Origin of the sequence: Bacillus sp. IS1 (assembly GCF_032461585.1) — a bacterium.
GTDB classification, from domain to species: Bacteria; Bacillota; Bacilli; order Bacillales; family Bacillaceae; genus Bacillus; species Bacillus velezensis.
In genome coordinates, this window is record NZ_JAWCWR010000003.1 from 43,555 (window position 1) to 59,675 (window position 16,121).

Sequence of the window (16,121 nt, forward strand, 5' to 3'; positions counted from 1 at the left end):
CTACTTCCTTTCACACAGTGCTGTCAGAGCCTTGAAATCTATTTCTACTAATCTCAGAGACGGCTCATTTGTCTTTAAGTAGTCAGTCGTGTACCGGGTATACAAGTCCTTTCTCATGTCGCGCTGAACCGTTTTGACCAGCCAGAGATAACAATGTGGGATGGGAATCCTGATCAACTCCCTTTCCATCAGCTCACCAACTCCGAAAAATGGATGATGCTGTTCAGTTGATTAGTGGCCCGGCAATACTTGCATTTTTCGCATCGCTCCGGCTTCTCTCCGCCGTGTTTCACTTGCAAAATCCGATCCATCCGCTGCTCAATCTCTTCAAGCTCTACTTCCATCCTGCCTTCATCAATATTGATGACAGCTTTATCAGGTGGATCTTCTTTTGAAACCCCTACAATCAGGGGCTCAAGCCATTCGTTACGCCCAGTCATCCGTTTTTCAATCTCTGCGTAAAGCGCCATCTGAGCGATGTATCCGTATGCCTCAACAAAAGAGCAATATCCTATTTCCGGGTCCCAAACTTTCTCCCGCAATGACCGCGCTGTTTTCAGATCGGAGAAACGGCCGCCAGCTGGGTTGTATACGTCCAGCTTTCCTTTCCACGGAACACCGAACAATTCAGCAGTTACGATGACTTCCTTTTCTCCTTGCAAAACGAACATACAGAGTTCGTCATGTTGAATCGCCTCAATCATCAGATCAGCTAACTGATACTGCTTGTACAGCTGGCCCTTTTGTGTAAAAAGTGATGGGGTGTTCTTTTTAAATTCATCAAAAGCCTGTTCACCTTCAAGCCAGGCATGAACATATTGGCCGAAGAGGAGCGCCTCCGAAGTGGGCGGCGTCCATTCTCCGTTCAACTTTGCCATAGTAGCAGCCTCGCATTGCAAAAAGCTTTTATATTGAGAATTTGACATGTAGTATCTATCAATCTCGTTAGAGTAATAATTCTCCTTGTTCAGTGCCGGTATCCGCATTAGCAGGATCACCCGCCTTTTCTTTACTATCAGCAGGCTTGTCAGCTTGCTCTTTCTGCTTTTTAAATTCTTCCTCAGCCTTTGATTTAGTCGCGCCAGTGGCCTTCACATTGAAGTAATCCTCTTTCTTCGCCATCCCATCTCGCAGTGACGTGTAAATACGGCCAATTTTCAGGAAATCTTGCTCAGTAAAGGCATCAACATTACTTCCGATGTACTCCTGAATCATTTCCTTAGTGATGCCAAACTCTTTTTTAAATAGGGAGAAGGCGCTTCTGAGCCGGTCTTCCAGTGGTTCCTTATGACCGCTAATCAATGTTTTTTGACACATATCTACCGCCGCATCAACGATGTCTCCCGGGATCACTCCAAGTATGCAGGCGCGAACCCGGCGGGCTCCTTGATTGGCAACCATTTCGTAAATATCCCTCGGATCATCCAGTTTTGTAATGGCGCCCCGTGCCTTCCGTTCATGCTTCACAGTGAAAATTTTGGTTTGCCGGGTATTCGTTTCAAGATCCCAAGCGTAAGCCATGACAGATGATTCACCAGCTTTTTGTTCCAACTCCATAATTCCGTAATCAATGTTCCCCCAGTTCTGTGCCAAGGCCTCCGCCAGCCGGATAGATGGACCAGATACCTTTGTGCCACCGCGGGGAAACTCATACACCGCATTCTCGGCCAGCAATCTCCGTTCGCATGCTTTTTTAATCCGATCAAACGCCGCATATACGTCCCGTGGAAATTTCTTTGCAATAACCATAGCCGCCTGTACTTCTTGAGCCTGTCGGCTTACCATCGCTTCCGTAGTCACGCCTGTGGCCTGTTGGGGTGCTGGCATGTAATCTGAGTAATCTACCTGAGATAGTCCGTTCATTGTGCTTCTGCCACCTTTCTCAAATAAGCTTCTGTGCCGAGCCGCTGCCATTCTCGGTATGCATCCATTGACGGAAAGGAAAATACGGGTTTGCCTTTACTGAACATGATTGAGCCGCCGACTTCTCTTAAACGCTTCTGATCGTCCGCCCGGTCACTGAAAGATGCTGTTATTCGTTTTGCCATGTGTAAAACCTCCATTGTCTTTTATGAGGTAATTTGGTATAATAAAGGAACTAATCTTTACCAAAAGACCTTTTGAAGTCCACTCTGCCAAGTGGGCTTTTTTTATTGCTCATTTTTAAATTCAAAACCAAGATGCTCCTTCAGATACCGCTCAAGGTTTTCCCTCAATATGACTTCACCTTCAGCACTATCTATCACGTAATCATCGAAAGCCGTTACTTCATCCCCAAAGAAATCCTTTTGCGTTTCCGGCTCAGTCAGCTTGTCATGCCAGTTGTTCAGAACCATTGGATTTTCAATATTCATTGTGAACACCTACCTACAACACTCAGGTGAATCCCGCGAGCTGCCATATTTAAAACGGTTTGGTGTAAGCGTCCTTTATTCGCCAGCCGGTTAATATCCTCTGTAAGAACCTTGATGCTCCCTGCAAGACTGATAGCTTCTTCATAATCGCCATCCCGTAACGCCTCCGAAAGCATGATAGAGAGCCTTTCCGCCGACTCGATTTTCCTTTTTGCTGAATCTGCATCTGCTTTAAGAAACTGATTGATTTTCATACCAGCACCGCCTGCCTTTCCTCTGTTTTTGCCATTGCAACTTGACTCATTAGCGCTTTCCGCGTCCATCTTTCAGCCAGTTCCTTCATGTTCAGGCCATGACTGCGGGCCAGCGAATATATCAGCGTTTTGTTTGCTGGGATCAGATCAAAAATCTGTTTAATATCGGCCATGGGCAGTTCTTCCGCCTGTCGGCCTGGCCTATCATTTGCCAGCCAGCGCGCTAAATGCTTTGTTGCCTGCAATGCTTCTTCAAGCTGGTGAATCATGTTGATTACCGCTGTGCTTGCGCTCTCATTAAGAGCTGGGTCTATTGGAGCTGCCGTTGTCGGGTGCAGTTTGAAAAGGTAATGTACCAGATCAATATGTTCGTATGCCTCGCACGCCTCAAACCACCTGATGCATAATTCAGGGGTCAGCTTACTAAAACCATTTTCAACATCGGAAACGTAACGTTGATCCTTCCCGCCTATCAAACTGCCGATCTGATATTGTGTAAACCCGGCCGCTTTACGAACACAGCGCATGATCTTCGGTAAATTCCGCAAGTTGTACGGATTGTTCTCCATATGTTTGCCTCCTGATATATTCAGCTGTTTGCTGTTAAAATTTAATTAGGGTCAAAAGATGTTTTATTGTATTGGCTTATGATTTTTCGAATATCCGGCCTCATGGCTCTAAATTTCGCTTTGTGGCCACAATAAAAACAAATATTTACTCTATAGAGCCTCTTTCATGATTGCTTGTTCTTGTGCTTCGATCCATGCATCAATATTGTGTTTGGTAAAGAAAATCCGATTTCGCACACGAAAGTGAGGAATTTGTTTTTCTCGAACCATTGTGTAAATTGTGTCATGGTGAACACCCAGGTAATCAGCTGTTTCCTGCACAGTTAATGTATTGCGTGTCATACTCGGCCTCCTAAGCAGTGTGCTCTTTACTCGTTACGTGTAACTTTTGATCAAAAAAAAGTTCATCTACATCTTTATTCAACAACTTGGATATTTGATGTGCTTTTTCAAGACTTGGTTTTGTACGACCCATTTCTATATTCGCATACCCACTTACAGATCTGTATCCGAGTTTTTTAGCCATAAAGGTTTGGGTCTTTCCTTGAGAAATTCTAGTCGCCCGTAAATTTTCTAACATTATTTAATTCACCACCTTACTCTTTTTGTGTAACTCGTTAAACTCATAATAATATACACAATAAGGGTAAGTCAATATATTTTTATTCTTTTTGTGTAAGTTATTATCTGTTGTGTGTAAACCGTGTTAAAATTTACACACCAAATGAAAAAAGGTGTATAATAATGGATAATATAACAGGGAAAATTCTAACTGAATTAAGAGAAAAAAAAGGTTGGAGCAAATCTTTTGTCGCAAAAAAATTGGGCATTAAAACAATGTCTACATATGCGAATTGGGAGTACGGCTTAAGGAAACCGGATGGCGAGATGCTTGTGAGAATTGCAAAGCTGTATGGTGTAACTACTGACTATCTCCTAACCGGCAAAGAACCTAATGCTTTTAATACTGACCTTTTTGATGATCCTGATTTACAACTCGCCTTTAGACAAGCTCGTGATTTCTCAGAAGAAAGTCAAAAACAAGCAATTGATTTTATTAAGTACCTTAAAGAGAAAGAAGAACGCGAAGGCCGCAAGCCTAAAAAGTAACAACTGCCGAAACCTTTATTTATATTATTTATTATGTTATTTCTGTTTACTAATAAGATCGGGATTGGATCGGGATTAGAACCGAACTGGAACGGGAAAGCATTTTTCATTAGTAGGTTGAAGCCAGTTATATCAAGGGATTCAGCAATCGTCCTCTTCTGGATTGCTTCAGTATTCAAACTGGAATGGATCAGAAAAAAAGAAAGACAAACTCAGCCGTGACTACATATAAAGGGGAAATTAATTTGGCGTTTTTGTTCACTAATGAGGAAGTATATAACAGTGCCTTTGGAAAAAAACGCAGAGCTTCAGGGGCTTTCAGGAAAACTTATTATGCAGCCCAGCCATTATTGGGGAAGAAAAACCAAGTAATAATGGAAGCTATATTCGGTGTGTTAAATGACAAAAAATTCGGCACTCAAGGTTTACTTATTGCTACCAAAGAAAACTTATATCATATTGCAGATAAAGCTGGTGCCCATAGAATAATCAGCTGGTCATATAACGAAATTACGAGCATCACCATCTTAAAGGAAACATTTACAGGGTTTCAGATAGATCTCAAAACCCATAAAGAGGAATTCTTGATTAAGGGAATTCAAGAAGGGGATCATGATAAGTTTGTCAACTACGTGAGAAAAGAAATACAAACTGCTCAAAAAAATAATGATCCGTCCCCTGCCCAGTCTACTCACCAGCATTTATCTGATTTTGACATGATAGCTTCAGAAATTAGAAAATATGCTGAGTTAAAAGAAGAAGGTCTTTTGACAGAAGAAGAGTTTACAGCGAAAAAAAAGCAGCTTTTAAAATTATAGTGGCCCTATGGGCTTTTCTTTCACACCAAAAACAGAACATACATTCCCTGCATGGTGGTGTTTTTAATGTCAATCCAGTTATCGTATCTTGAAGAAGAAGTGAAAAAAATCTATTACAAATTAAATATTGAGACTCCTGAAGACATTGATTTAGAAAGGATTGCCGCAGCATTTCGTATCTGGTTGCATTATGAGCAAAGAGAAAGCTGCATGTTTCAGATTAACGGTGAATATAGCGTCGTCCTTGATGCTCGTGCCTCTCCACAAGAACAGTGGCAAGACTTTGTTCATGAGCTATGCCATGTCTTAAAACATACTGGAAACCAATTTCACATGAATAGAATGTTCAGGCAGCTTCAGGAATACCAGGCGAACAGTTTCATGTATCACTTCTGCGTACCAACGTTCATGCTCATAAAATTGAAACTGCCCCGTCTTAAATCAGAGGCCATTAAATTAATAGGAGATACATTCAATGTGACATATTCCTTGGCCGCTAAACGGCTAGAAATATTCAACAGAAAACAGTTTTCAACTCTCTGGCATAAAAATCTTCATCAAATAAGTAAATTGAATGTTAGGAGGTAGCCAAATGGCCAGTATAGAGCCCCGTGGAAAAAACTCTTTTAGATTAATTGTTGAGAATGGTTACGATGCCAAAGGTAAAAGGGATAGGAGAAAGAAAACAATTCGTATAGAAGATCCAAAGCTATTAAAGACTAAACGGAAATTACAAGATTATCTCGAGGACCAGCTGCACCGTTTCAGAATTGAAGTAGAGGCCGGCGAGTATATTGCTCCGGAAAAATCCACTTTTGATTCATTTGCAGAAAAATGGGTTGAAAAGAAACTCTTTAATAAGAATGGTAAGCCTTACTCTTTTACAACATCTGTTAAATATTCAAATCACTTAAAAAATCACATTCTTCCAGCATTAGGTCATAAAAAAATAGACAAAATAAAAAGCCTTCATATTGTTGATTTTATAGATGATTTATCTAAAGATGGGGCTAGAAAAGATGGAAAGCCTGGCGGATTAGGTGATCAAACAATCAAAGATATTTTTAAAATCTTACAAGCATTATTTAAAACTGCCACAGAGGAATGGAAATTGATAAAAGACGATCCTATTGAGGGATTGAGTTCGCCAGAAGCTGAGAATAAAGAAATGAACTTTCTTGAATCTGACGAAGCAGCTGAATGTATTAAAGTGTTGTATGAAATAGATATTAAATGGCGCTTATATTATCTTGCAGCTCTGATCGGGGGGCTTCGTAGAGGGGAAGCTCTTGCCTGTGAATGGCACTTGGATATAGATTGGGACAAAGGTGGAATATACGTAAATAGATCAATTTCTAAAACAATTAACGGAGAGCCTCATGTCAAAAGCCCAAAGTCAAAAAGTTCTCAACGATTCGTCAAAATGCCTGATTTTTATATGAATGAATTGGCTAAATTTTATCGCATATGGAAAAAAGAAAAATTGTTGCTTGGCGACGCATGGGAAGGCGGAGAACATCAATATGTGTTTCACAGTGGTAAAGGAAAACCTTACTACTATACAACCCCTACCGCAAAATGGACTAAAATAAAAAAGAAGTACGGTCTAAAAGATGTTCGTCTTCATGACTTGCGGCATACTATGGTTGCTCTCCTTATGGAAGCTGGCGAAAGTCTCAGTGCTATTCAACGAAGAGCTGGACATGCCAGTGCTCGAACAACTAGTGATATTTATGGTCATGTTACCGAGAAACTCGAAAATAGCACAGTAAAACACTTTAACCAGTTCGATCCTAGAAACCTAGCACAAAAACAGAGTTGATTTTGAATTCCCCTTCAAAATCAGCTCAAAAAAATAATTTCGTCCCCAATTCGTCCCCAACTCGATGAATGATGACAAAATTAATAATTAAGCAAAGTAAAAAACCCTTGCTACGCAAGGGTTTTGGCTATGATTCCGACTGGGCTCGAACCAGCGACCTCTACCCTGTCAAGGACGAGACACGTATTCTGACTAATCTTTAACAATCCTAAAAAATCGCCTAAACCCCTGTCACATAAGGGTTCATAGTATTTAGTTTCCTGATTAATATTTGTTGTTTCTAAGTAGTTTAAAATGTTCGTGTGACTCCATGGTGACACAAAAACACTTGCTGCACAATTCGGCAATTTGACGATTCGATATCTGCTGTTCACCGAAATTATCGGCAATCAATTCTTATCTACTCATCTTTCCGAATTTCCGAATTCTTTTTAAAGTTAATCGTCGCATTTTTAGAATATATAGAGTGGACAGCAGCACACTAGGTTCGGAATAATGTTCCGATCCTTTGACGCCTCCAAAAATGGATTGGTTGATTTCGATAGGAATAATGTTCCGATTAGCTTTGACTAGCCCTAAACATTCTTTAGGTCTTCTATTAATTCTTGATTGTGACAATTTGTCACAATCAATTCATACCTATTTATTAGTTTTTCAGCTTTAACCTGCACTGAACATTGTTCGTTTCAGCTGATCAAAACATTACTTCGCTCAGGTCGTGGTTGTTTTGTCTACGACCTTATTGTGGTCGTGGATTGAGTCGTTGCTAATTTGTCAACGAGTGATACAAGGTCGTATACGTTTTGGGTACGACCTCCCTTATGATGTGAATTGAGTCTCGTCACAAATTGTGACGACCTCTTCACTTGTTTCGTTCCCCAATTCTGGGGAGCCGATGGGCATTTAAGTATATAGATAATAACCATATATACTTAACCAAAGGGTTAAGGGTCTGGTTCATCATGAACTACACCTTGCCAGGTTCACTATGAACCTCACAAATTTCTTTGTTATTTGTCTTGACTTTTCTTTTGATTTTTTGCTTGATTGGTTGAGACTGTGGACAACGGCTGGGCAAGTTGTCTGCCTGAATTTGCTTGTAAAAAAATAAACAAACTCAGGCAGGCGACTGAAACTTGATTGTATATCAACTTGTGGTATCCGTGTGTTCACCCTATTTGCCGTTGGTTATTCCCCAAACAAGCCTACTGTGTCAAGTGTCCCTAACAGGTTTGGAAGTCCAAAATTGGACTCTCCTACTTATGGCTTGTCCTGCATCGTCAGAAACGATACACCCTTCCTTCGTCAGCACTTAATGGCAGCTTTCGCCTTTCAGATGCATGTGTAAATAGGGAAACACAGAAGGCATCCTATCCTCATTTATTGCGTCGGCTGAGTCACTACCCTGTCAAGTTTTACGTGTGTTAGAGCATTCCACGGCAGTCTCTTTCGCCACTTGTGGCGATGGCGCCATATTGGAGCCTTCGAAAAAAGGCATCACTAAAGACAACACCTTAATTCAGGAGTATAGACTGACTGTATTCAGTTTTAAGGGGCTCGCAAAACGCTACCCCCTTTGATAATAATCCGATCTATTGTAGTGATACGACGCATGTAGAGGAGGCGGCGCGTCCCAATGCTAACCCTCCCTACATATTTACATGAGGTTTTCTTATGAAATATCACCCCCTTAAATATTGATTATTCACTTACTTTTGAATACAATGGAATGGCATAGTACTTGCTATCAGATTAGGAGAGTGCTGGTGACACTCTTCCTAATCACCCAAACCACGCTATACCCAATATACTTAACGCTGGTACAACTACGATCAATCCTCCAAATACAACCTGACAGAAACGTTCATTATGTAATTCTGTTTTATTCATGGTCTTCCACTTCTTCTGCGTATGAATCTTCATCTATGTAAAAAACATTGTTTGTTACAGTTGGAATAACTGTTTTACCTCCCCCCATATCCAACATGATATGAGGGAAATCAACGCCCATTTCTCCAGTCTGTTCTAACGCTTCAATTGCATCTTGTTCATCCTTCGCATCAAGTTCAACACAAACCGGTATTGTCATAGTTGTGAAGATTTTGAAACGCTTTTTAGGCTTTCCATCGTCGTATGTTTCAATGAAGTTGTTTTCTTCTTCAAACATCTTCCCTCTGAAGTAATTGAAATGATTCGTCATGTCCTCAATACGCTGTTCGTTTGTGATTGTCCCTAAGCTTGCTACATTAGTTCCTACAGTGTGACGGTTAATTTGCATTGTCGTTATCCCCTTTAGTAAGTTTTGTTTTTATCAAGAATCTGATAGCCTTCCGGTGTAACAAGCTCCCTATTGTCAATGAGAGCATCCCATAATCGTGTGCTGAGCAACTTATCAATTACTGCATTGGTTAAGCTTCTGAGGTTTTTGTATTTGATGTCTTCAGCCAAGAATACTGAATGGATGCTGTCGTATTTCCCATCCTTCCTTTTAAGGACTTGATACAGATGTACTTGACCATCTTCGCCAGAAATTGCGAATTGCTTGTAAAACAACATTGCTGGAAAGTCACCCAAATCACTTCTACGAATGGTTATTCGTTTCAAATGTTATCACCTCTGGTTAATCACTATTTGTTTAACCCTACGAGTTAATAATATATCACCATTTGTTTAACGTCAAGCGTTAAACTCATTATTTTTTGCATTGAATTGTGGTATTATTATTTTGAGGTGAATACTCTTGATCAAATTTAAATTAGATAAGCTTTTGAATGAACAAGATAAAACAATGTACTGGCTTTCTAGAAAAACAGAAATCAGACCAAATACAATTAGCAAATGGGTAAACAACGAACAATTACAAGAAGATGAAAAGGTAAAGTCTATAAACGTTGATGCTTTAAATAAAATTTGCAAAGTGTTAAATTGTAAAATTGAAGATATCATTGAATTTATTGAGGATGATTCCGAAGAGTCTTAAGCAAAAGTATTGCTTTTATTTTTTTAAAATTCGTTAAACAAAACCATTGAAATATTCAATTGTCCATAATGTGGACAATCAAAAGTATTGCGATTGCTGTTATACTGTACGGAGAGGTGAATGGGATGGAAAACAATATGCTTCAAGCAATATTAGATGAGATTAAGAAAATTGATAACAAAATTGATGGTGTGGCTTCTGATTTGAAGTCATTTAAAAAAGAGATGCACGAATTTAAAGAGGAAATGAATGAATTCAGAGAAGATACAAAGAAGGAATTCAATCAGATTAACGTTAAGTTAGACCGCCTTGAAGAGAACCAGCCAAAAGATATTACGGCTCACCTTAAACACATACAGAACGTAGATAATAAAACAGAGCTATTGAATAAGCGATTATTTGATGTTGAAAGTCGATTGAAAAACTGATTGCCACAAATGACAATAAAAAAGCCCCTCACAATTTGTGAAGGGTTATTTTAACTATTTAGTCTTAATACTTCTCAGAAAAGCACTTCTGTTCTCAGTGGCATTGGTAAGCATTGTTGCATTTTCATTAAGCCTTTGTACTAATGCTTCTTTAGCTTTACCTTCAAATGAAGAGAGTAAAGCAATATACACTTCAGCTATAACCTGTTGTGCTGAAGAAAAATCTGATGCGTTTTTTATGTCTTCTTTTAGGCTCTGACAATGGGATTTTAAACTTGAACCCACAATTTTTTTTAATTCCTCATTCTGTTGTAACCGTCTGTAAAACTCATCTGCATCCATATTAACTCCATATGGCAATTTAAATCCCCCCTTACAACCGTAACCAGCTTGCTAATTCATCATCCTTATCTTTTAGATCTTCAGCCATTTTAACAATGAACTCACTAATATCCTCTAAATCTCTAATTAAATAATGAAGAGAAGCCTCAGTCTGATAATGTTCTTCTGAGTCATAAAATGTTGCCCCATCTTTCACATAAGGTGCGTGAAACAATACAGCTTTATCAACATCGCTTGGATCTAGATCCTTAAATTCTCCTAATCTCTTTCCGCAAATAGATTTTACGTCATAAACCATTTTGCTGTGATCATGAGGGAATCGTTCAATTGCTTGTTTCTTTGTTTTTAAGTCTTCGATAGCTGCCTGTAATCGTTTAGCCAGTTCTTTTGCATACTTAGCATCCACTTTAATGGTTTGCCCATTCATACCTGAATAAGATGAGAACGATTCGATATTCTGGTTATAAACACCGTTGCTGCCATCGACACTCTGGATATTACCATTCTTATCAAATTTAAAGTTAGCGTCAATCATACTATGAGTATCAGGATTTTTAGCGAATGCTTGGCCATAGAATGAAGTAATAAGACTCCCTAAAATACCAGTAATACCCAAAGATGTATTGAGCCGGTTAGCGCGATCTTGACGTGCGATGCTTGGGTCTTTCGTGTATATAGTTGTTCCGTTGTGTCTGTCGTATTCTAAAAACCAACCTGAACCCACCATATCATCAGGATTAATGATTGCTTTATGATACAAATCAAATTCGCCATTTCTGATTTTCTTTTGTGTTTCATCATCATGCAGCTTAACAATGGAAGGGTTGTTAAAAGCTACACTGTAAACGCTATTGTTTACACCAGCGTATTCCGCATCTGCCCCTCCAAGTGAGTGACCTGTTGTCGAAATCACTGTGTTAGTGCCAGCATACTTTTTCACTTCATTGGCAACGAGCTTATCACCTTGATCAAATTGAGATGTCTTAGTGACAATTTTGTATTCTCCACTCTTAATCATCATTGCTTGTTCCATACTGCCGTTATACTTGGCAATAGCTTTAGAGTTTTCAGATGCATCTTTTTTCATTATGTATTGGACTTTCTTTTTCGGGTCTTTACCCATGACTACGTTGCCGCCATCAGCACTTATAACATCAGCTTTAATTTGTTCCTGATTTGTTCCTTGAAAACCTACAACGACATTTTCTGGTTCTTTTGGTTTTACCCATTTACCTTCTTTTTTCTTGGCTTGGACAAAGACGTATACATCTAGCCCTGTATCTGGATCTTTTTTGATTTTATCTACATAAAATGCTTTATTAGATGTGGTCTCAATAGGATCTTTATTTACATAACTCTCTTTTAGACTCTTATCATCATACGTATATTGACTCAGGAAATAGTATTCTTTATCTGTTAAATTAGGTATGTCAGTCTTTGTATTCATGTACAATACCCCTTCCTTCATGTAAAATGTAAGACAGAAAGGATGGTTTTATGAAAAAATACATAATTATCCTTATAGCTCTGGTTATTATAACACTTGGAGGGATATTTATGAAGGAACAACACGACAAAAAAATGGAAGCCCAAGAAACTCAGCAAAAGGAAGAGTTGTACTCTTTGGCTAAAAAAAGAATGAAGGATTTTATTGAAACAAACTATAAAGATATCCAGTCAATTGATTACACCAATGATTATGAAATAAATCCAATGGGTGGTATTTCAATAAATGGCTATTTAAACGGAAACAAAGACAAAAAAATTTGGGGTATATACGATAAGGCAAATGATGAAGTTGGAGTATTCAAAGTAAATGCTACCCGAAAACCGGAATGCGAAGATAAAGTATGCGAGTATTAAATAAACCCTTCACAGTTATTTGTGAGGGGTTTATTTATTGTGTGGTCTATGTTTAGATTAGACTCAAATGTCCGAAAGAAAAAGCCCTATCCGATTAAGGATAGAGCTGTTTTATTCTTGTATTGTTGTTAATACTCCATTGTCGAAATATAGGTATCTGCTGCCGTAAACCCATTGTTCGTTTATTCCTGATGCTGTCGTTGTCTTATTAATAGACATAGGTCTTCCCCAATCTTTAAGTTGAATAACTTCCTGCTTAGTCATGCCAATAGCAATTTTCTTTTCCTGATATTCTTCATCTTCAGACTGTTCATCATCATTTTCGCTGTATGTAACTTCTCTTCTTTGGAAACCAGTTGATTCAGGATTATCGTCTACACGATCTTTTATTAGTAAAGTGTTTTCTTCAGGGTTGTTTAATAGATCATAAGCAACTTCATAACTGACCGCTTTATCATTTTTAGCCGGCAAAATATAGATACGACTGATCGAGCAAACCTTATCTTTTCCACAGTTTATTTTATTAAAATTAGAGTTTTTTTGAGCTACTTCCATTGCTTCACCCACTTTAAGCAACTTTTCTTTATCTGATAGCGATGTGAAAGATGGTTTAGCTGCTAAAGATAAGTCGTATACTTTATCATTGGATTTATCGGTTTTAGACATCCACACTTGATTAAAGTTTTTCTTTACTCCCTTATCATTTCCCACTTTCTCGGCAATTGCGTCTAAATTACTGGTGTCTAATCTGTTTAGGTACATCGGAATTGTTATAGCTAGAATAATACCAACTACCACAACACTAAGTGTTGATATTAGAAGTATGATTTTCTTTTTTGACAAATTAACCTCTCCTTCCCATCTTTACTTATTATCGGTTATTTCACTCACTATTCCAACAAAAAAAAGACGTATCCGATAAGGATACGCCTGTTTAGTTTACATGCCTATATGCTTCCCAGATGTACTTTGTATTTAATTTATTCCCTCTTTGATTGCTGTCTGAGCCTGTTATAAATCCTAGTTCATTTATGCTTCCGTATGTAGAGTTTCCCCCAACCAGGGATATTCCTATTTCATTTATCTGATACGTATAACCCCCTGTCTCATCAATTAATAGCATAGAATCATTAGGAGACACTGGCCACACTTTCATATGTGTTGGAGTGAAAGGCAGCAATATCTGTTTACTAATTGTTCCATCACCCACATACGTTCCTTTAGCCATCTGAGGAACATCAGAGGATAGCGCATATTCTGAGTGTAGTTTACCCCCAAGAAACTCAGCGTTGCCATCTATGGAACCTATAATGATTCCTTGGTCATTACGTACAGGTATTGAATTAGGCGTGGATAGCGTTGAAGTCGTGTAACCATTTAATGAATCAGCCGATCCCGCAGAAGACACAATCCACTCTTCGCCATTAAAAAGCTCTTGTTTATTAGTCTTTGGATCGATCCAAATCGTTCCCGCTTCTGGAGTTTCAGGCTTCGCTACTGATGATATAGTATACAAATTGTTTACTTTTCCATTAAGGTTTCCACTCACCTCTACAGTAGAAGAAGGGAGGTAAGGGTTTTCGTTTGGATGAAGGGATTTTACGATGTCAGATCCAATGAATTGAGTTATCTCTATATCTGCATCAACTCTTCGATAGGCTTGAATACCAATGGTGTAGTATTTATTGGAGGGCAACCCTGTGAACGCTGCAGCTCGTTTGTCATACTTTACATTCTTCAGGTCTTCACTTGCCATTTTTGAGCCGAAAACATATTCATCCTTATCGTTGCTAGAATATAGATACAATTCAAATCCATCAATATTATACTTGTCTTCATCAGAAGTTGGATAATCCCATTCTATTGTGATATCTACTGATCCGTCATCATTGTTTGTATGGGATATAGCCGTGCCGTCACCTTTAATAATTGGAGGGTCAGGTTTTACAGCTATTCTGTCATTCCTAATGTTGAAATTTTCAGTTGCATTCTCCCAGTCAATTTTTCTTTTGTTATAATCCGTGTTTGTTTTTATAGATGTATACATCATATTACTGATGGTTTCAAAATCGCTTTTAATCTTCTTTCCATTTGATATTGTTACATCCATTGTCTTTTGAGCAAAATCAAAATTAAATGTAACAAGTCGAGCTTTCACATCAGTCTTCAGTTCTTCTGACCTGATTCTGACAGTATCGCCAAGTGAACACCTATCCCAGTTATGAGATTCAGAAATACAACTGAAAAAGTTAACTACATCTAAGGTAATGTTAATTGGTGGCGCATTTCTCTTTTCCATCTCCTCTATGCTCTTTTCATAAAGTTCAGTTTCATCAAATAGGCTATCATTCGACCATTCTCCTTCCAGAATAAAAACTGAAAGTTCTTCTTTAAGATCGTCTGTAAGATATTTTTCAAATTTAAGTGTTTCTTTAAGCTCAGAAATAGAATTTTGGATTGTTTCCTTATCTTTATCTAAGATAGCAATCTGATTAATCTTGGCATCAAGTTCCTGAATTTTCATTTGTAATTGGGCTTTTAATTCTTTAGTGTCATCCCCTGCTTTTTTAGCTACTTCAATATGGTCTAATATCTTTTGTTTTTCTAGTTCTAGGGTGTACTGTTCATTTTTGAGCACTGTTTTCTTTTCTTCGACTTGTTTTTGTTGTTCAAGTAACAGGTGAAATTTATTCCCTTGTTCATTCACAATCAAATTGTAATCCAGGATAGCATGACAAAGCTCATTCGACATGTAATTACTTTTTTGGATTACGTTTCTGTTTTCATCACGATTAAATGGGTAAAGGAAGTATGAGAAATCATCTATATATGCTTGCCCAGTCGGATTTACCGAGTTAATGCCTATTCCGTCTTTCCCTGTTGGATATAGTCTTGTGGTAACTTCCTCTGTGTCTTCTATATCATTTATGTCAACTATATACTGGCCTGTTTTAAACCATAATCCTTTGTACGTACCCTTATCAGTATCTTTATAAAAACTCACTGTCATATTTTCTGTATTAAAAAGAGGTGTTGCACCAAACTTTTCACATATGGTATACAATAAATCTAATTTAGTCGAAGATGTAACATCAAATTGTCTATACTTAGTATTCAATTCTGAATCAATATGATCTACTTTCCATCCAGTGTTTTTAAGGCAAGAATTAGCTGCTTCTTTTAAATTAATCGACGTTTCTTCAAATCTCCGCACTTTGTATTTGGTAAGCAAAAAAGGCAAAGACTTGCATTCGTATATGTAAGAAGCTCCATCCTCGTTCATTGATTTTGTTCGTTTTGTTATCACAAACCACTCTGTCATCCCATAAAATTCAGCTTTAATAAGATACCATGGTTTCAATAATTCTAATAAAGGATTATCTTTGTATCTGTGGAAATATCCCCACTTCAAAGGAACAGAGAAAGACAACTCATGGGTTTTCCCATAGTTCATTGTGATTGTCTCATTGAATTTATCGACTATGTTCCCTATCTTCTTCCTATTGGGTTTCATTAATGCTAATCGAAGATCTTTCACTTCAGTGTGTTTGCTTATTCTCAATTAAAAAACCTCCATTCAA

At 38.2% G+C, this 16,121-nt stretch carries 21 protein-coding genes; 7 read left to right on the forward strand and 14 right to left on the reverse strand.

What is annotated here, in order from left to right; genetic code table 11:
- Positions 1-188: 188 nt before the first annotated feature.
- The 8 genes from RUW00_RS13525 to RUW00_RS13560 all read right to left on the reverse strand — a co-directional run bounded on the left by RUW00_RS13525 (position 189) and on the right by RUW00_RS13560 (position 3,757).
- Positions 189-986 (reverse strand): PD-(D/E)XK nuclease-like domain-containing protein, encoded by a 798-nt coding sequence (locus RUW00_RS13525; protein ID WP_283772078.1) that lies wholly within the window; start codon positions 984-986, stop codon positions 189-191.
- Positions 946-1,863 (reverse strand): hypothetical protein, encoded by a 918-nt coding sequence (locus tag RUW00_RS13530; RefSeq protein ID WP_095240925.1) that lies wholly within the window; start codon positions 1,861-1,863, stop codon positions 946-948. The genes RUW00_RS13525 and RUW00_RS13530 overlap by 41 nt, the downstream gene beginning before the upstream one ends.
- Entirely contained in the window at positions 1,860-2,048 is a 189-nt protein-coding gene (locus RUW00_RS13535) for a hypothetical protein (protein ID WP_007408617.1), read from the reverse strand. Before RUW00_RS13535 ends, RUW00_RS13530 begins: the two co-directional genes overlap by 4 nt.
- 102 nt (positions 2,049-2,150) lie before the next feature.
- Positions 2,151-2,354 carry a YqaI family protein gene (locus RUW00_RS13540; protein ID WP_014470593.1) on the reverse strand — a complete coding sequence of 68 codons (204 nt, stop codon included), beginning with the start codon at positions 2,352-2,354 and terminating at the stop codon, positions 2,151-2,153.
- A complete protein-coding gene (locus RUW00_RS13545; RefSeq protein WP_095240926.1) occupies positions 2,351-2,608 on the reverse strand; it encodes a YqaH family protein in 258 nt (85 codons plus the stop codon). Before RUW00_RS13545 ends, RUW00_RS13540 begins: the two co-directional genes overlap by 4 nt.
- A complete protein-coding gene (locus tag RUW00_RS13550) occupies positions 2,605-3,177 on the reverse strand; it encodes a helix-turn-helix domain-containing protein (RefSeq protein WP_015388430.1) in 573 nt (190 codons plus the stop codon). The genes RUW00_RS13545 and RUW00_RS13550 overlap by 4 nt, the downstream gene beginning before the upstream one ends.
- A 150-nt stretch (positions 3,178-3,327) precedes the next feature.
- A complete protein-coding gene (locus tag RUW00_RS13555) occupies positions 3,328-3,519 on the reverse strand; it encodes a helix-turn-helix domain-containing protein (protein ID WP_014470596.1) in 192 nt (63 codons plus the stop codon).
- Between the two features lie 10 nt (positions 3,520-3,529).
- Positions 3,530-3,757 (reverse strand): helix-turn-helix transcriptional regulator, encoded by a 228-nt coding sequence (locus RUW00_RS13560; protein ID WP_179960591.1) that lies wholly within the window; start codon positions 3,755-3,757, stop codon positions 3,530-3,532.
- 164 nt (positions 3,758-3,921) lie between these two features.
- Here RUW00_RS13560 and RUW00_RS13565 point away from each other — a divergent pair, with 164 nt between their 5' ends.
- From RUW00_RS13565 to RUW00_RS13580, 4 genes are all read left to right on the forward strand, one after another.
- Positions 3,922-4,287 carry a helix-turn-helix domain-containing protein gene (locus tag RUW00_RS13565; protein ID WP_061046888.1) on the forward strand — a complete coding sequence of 122 codons (366 nt, stop codon included), beginning with the start codon at positions 3,922-3,924 and terminating at the stop codon, positions 4,285-4,287.
- Between the two features lie 245 nt (positions 4,288-4,532).
- Positions 4,533-5,105, forward strand: coding sequence for an SHOCT domain-containing protein (locus RUW00_RS13570; RefSeq protein ID WP_061046889.1), 573 nt, complete (start codon positions 4,533-4,535; stop codon positions 5,103-5,105).
- Positions 5,106-5,171: 66 nt separating this feature from the next.
- On the forward strand, positions 5,172-5,693 hold the full coding sequence (locus RUW00_RS13575; RefSeq protein WP_061046890.1) for an ImmA/IrrE family metallo-endopeptidase: 522 nt from the start codon (positions 5,172-5,174) through the stop codon (positions 5,691-5,693).
- Positions 5,694-5,697: 4 nt separating this feature from the next.
- The gene (locus RUW00_RS13580) at positions 5,698-6,927 is read left to right on the forward strand and encodes a tyrosine-type recombinase/integrase (protein ID WP_315956642.1); all 1,230 of its coding nucleotides are present in this window, start codon (positions 5,698-5,700) and stop codon (positions 6,925-6,927) included.
- A 1,882-nt stretch (positions 6,928-8,809) separates the two neighbouring features.
- Here RUW00_RS13580 and RUW00_RS13585 read toward each other — a convergent pair.
- The gene (locus tag RUW00_RS13585) at positions 8,810-9,205 is read right to left on the reverse strand and encodes a hypothetical protein (RefSeq protein ID WP_315956643.1); all 396 of its coding nucleotides are present in this window, start codon (positions 9,203-9,205) and stop codon (positions 8,810-8,812) included.
- Positions 9,206-9,219: 14 nt separating this feature from the next.
- Entirely contained in the window at positions 9,220-9,531 is a 312-nt protein-coding gene (locus RUW00_RS13590; protein WP_017696936.1) for a hypothetical protein, read from the reverse strand.
- Positions 9,532-9,667: 136 nt separating this feature from the next.
- Between RUW00_RS13590 and RUW00_RS13595 the strand changes: the two genes are divergently transcribed.
- Together RUW00_RS13595 and RUW00_RS13600 are read left to right on the forward strand one after the other, a co-directional pair.
- Entirely contained in the window at positions 9,668-9,907 is a 240-nt protein-coding gene (locus RUW00_RS13595; RefSeq protein WP_095353220.1) for a helix-turn-helix domain-containing protein, read from the forward strand.
- Between the two features lie 125 nt (positions 9,908-10,032).
- A complete protein-coding gene (locus RUW00_RS13600) occupies positions 10,033-10,335 on the forward strand; it encodes a hypothetical protein (protein WP_014417471.1) in 303 nt (100 codons plus the stop codon).
- Positions 10,336-10,389: 54 nt separating this feature from the next.
- On the opposite strand, the gene RUW00_RS13605 is transcribed toward RUW00_RS13600, so the two are convergent.
- Both RUW00_RS13605 and RUW00_RS13610 read right to left on the reverse strand, forming a co-directional pair.
- The gene (locus RUW00_RS13605) at positions 10,390-10,695 is read right to left on the reverse strand and encodes a hypothetical protein (protein ID WP_017417545.1); all 306 of its coding nucleotides are present in this window, start codon (positions 10,693-10,695) and stop codon (positions 10,390-10,392) included.
- 13 nt (positions 10,696-10,708) lie between these two features.
- A complete protein-coding gene (locus tag RUW00_RS13610; protein WP_013353313.1) occupies positions 10,709-12,124 on the reverse strand; it encodes a hypothetical protein in 1,416 nt (471 codons plus the stop codon).
- Between the two features lie 50 nt (positions 12,125-12,174).
- Between RUW00_RS13610 and RUW00_RS13615 the strand changes: the two genes are divergently transcribed.
- Positions 12,175-12,540 (forward strand): DUF1433 domain-containing protein, encoded by a 366-nt coding sequence (locus RUW00_RS13615; RefSeq protein WP_110085160.1) that lies wholly within the window; start codon positions 12,175-12,177, stop codon positions 12,538-12,540.
- Between the two features lie 111 nt (positions 12,541-12,651).
- Here the strand turns inward: RUW00_RS13615 and RUW00_RS13620 are convergent, their stop codons facing one another.
- Entirely contained in the window at positions 12,652-13,383 is a 732-nt protein-coding gene (locus tag RUW00_RS13620; protein ID WP_104678859.1) for a hypothetical protein, read from the reverse strand.
- 91 nt (positions 13,384-13,474) lie between these two features.
- Complete coding sequence (locus RUW00_RS13625; RefSeq protein ID WP_315956664.1) at positions 13,475-16,054, reverse strand: phage tail spike protein; 2,580 nt, start codon at positions 16,052-16,054, stop codon at positions 13,475-13,477.
- Positions 16,055-16,121: the final 67 nt, after the last annotated feature.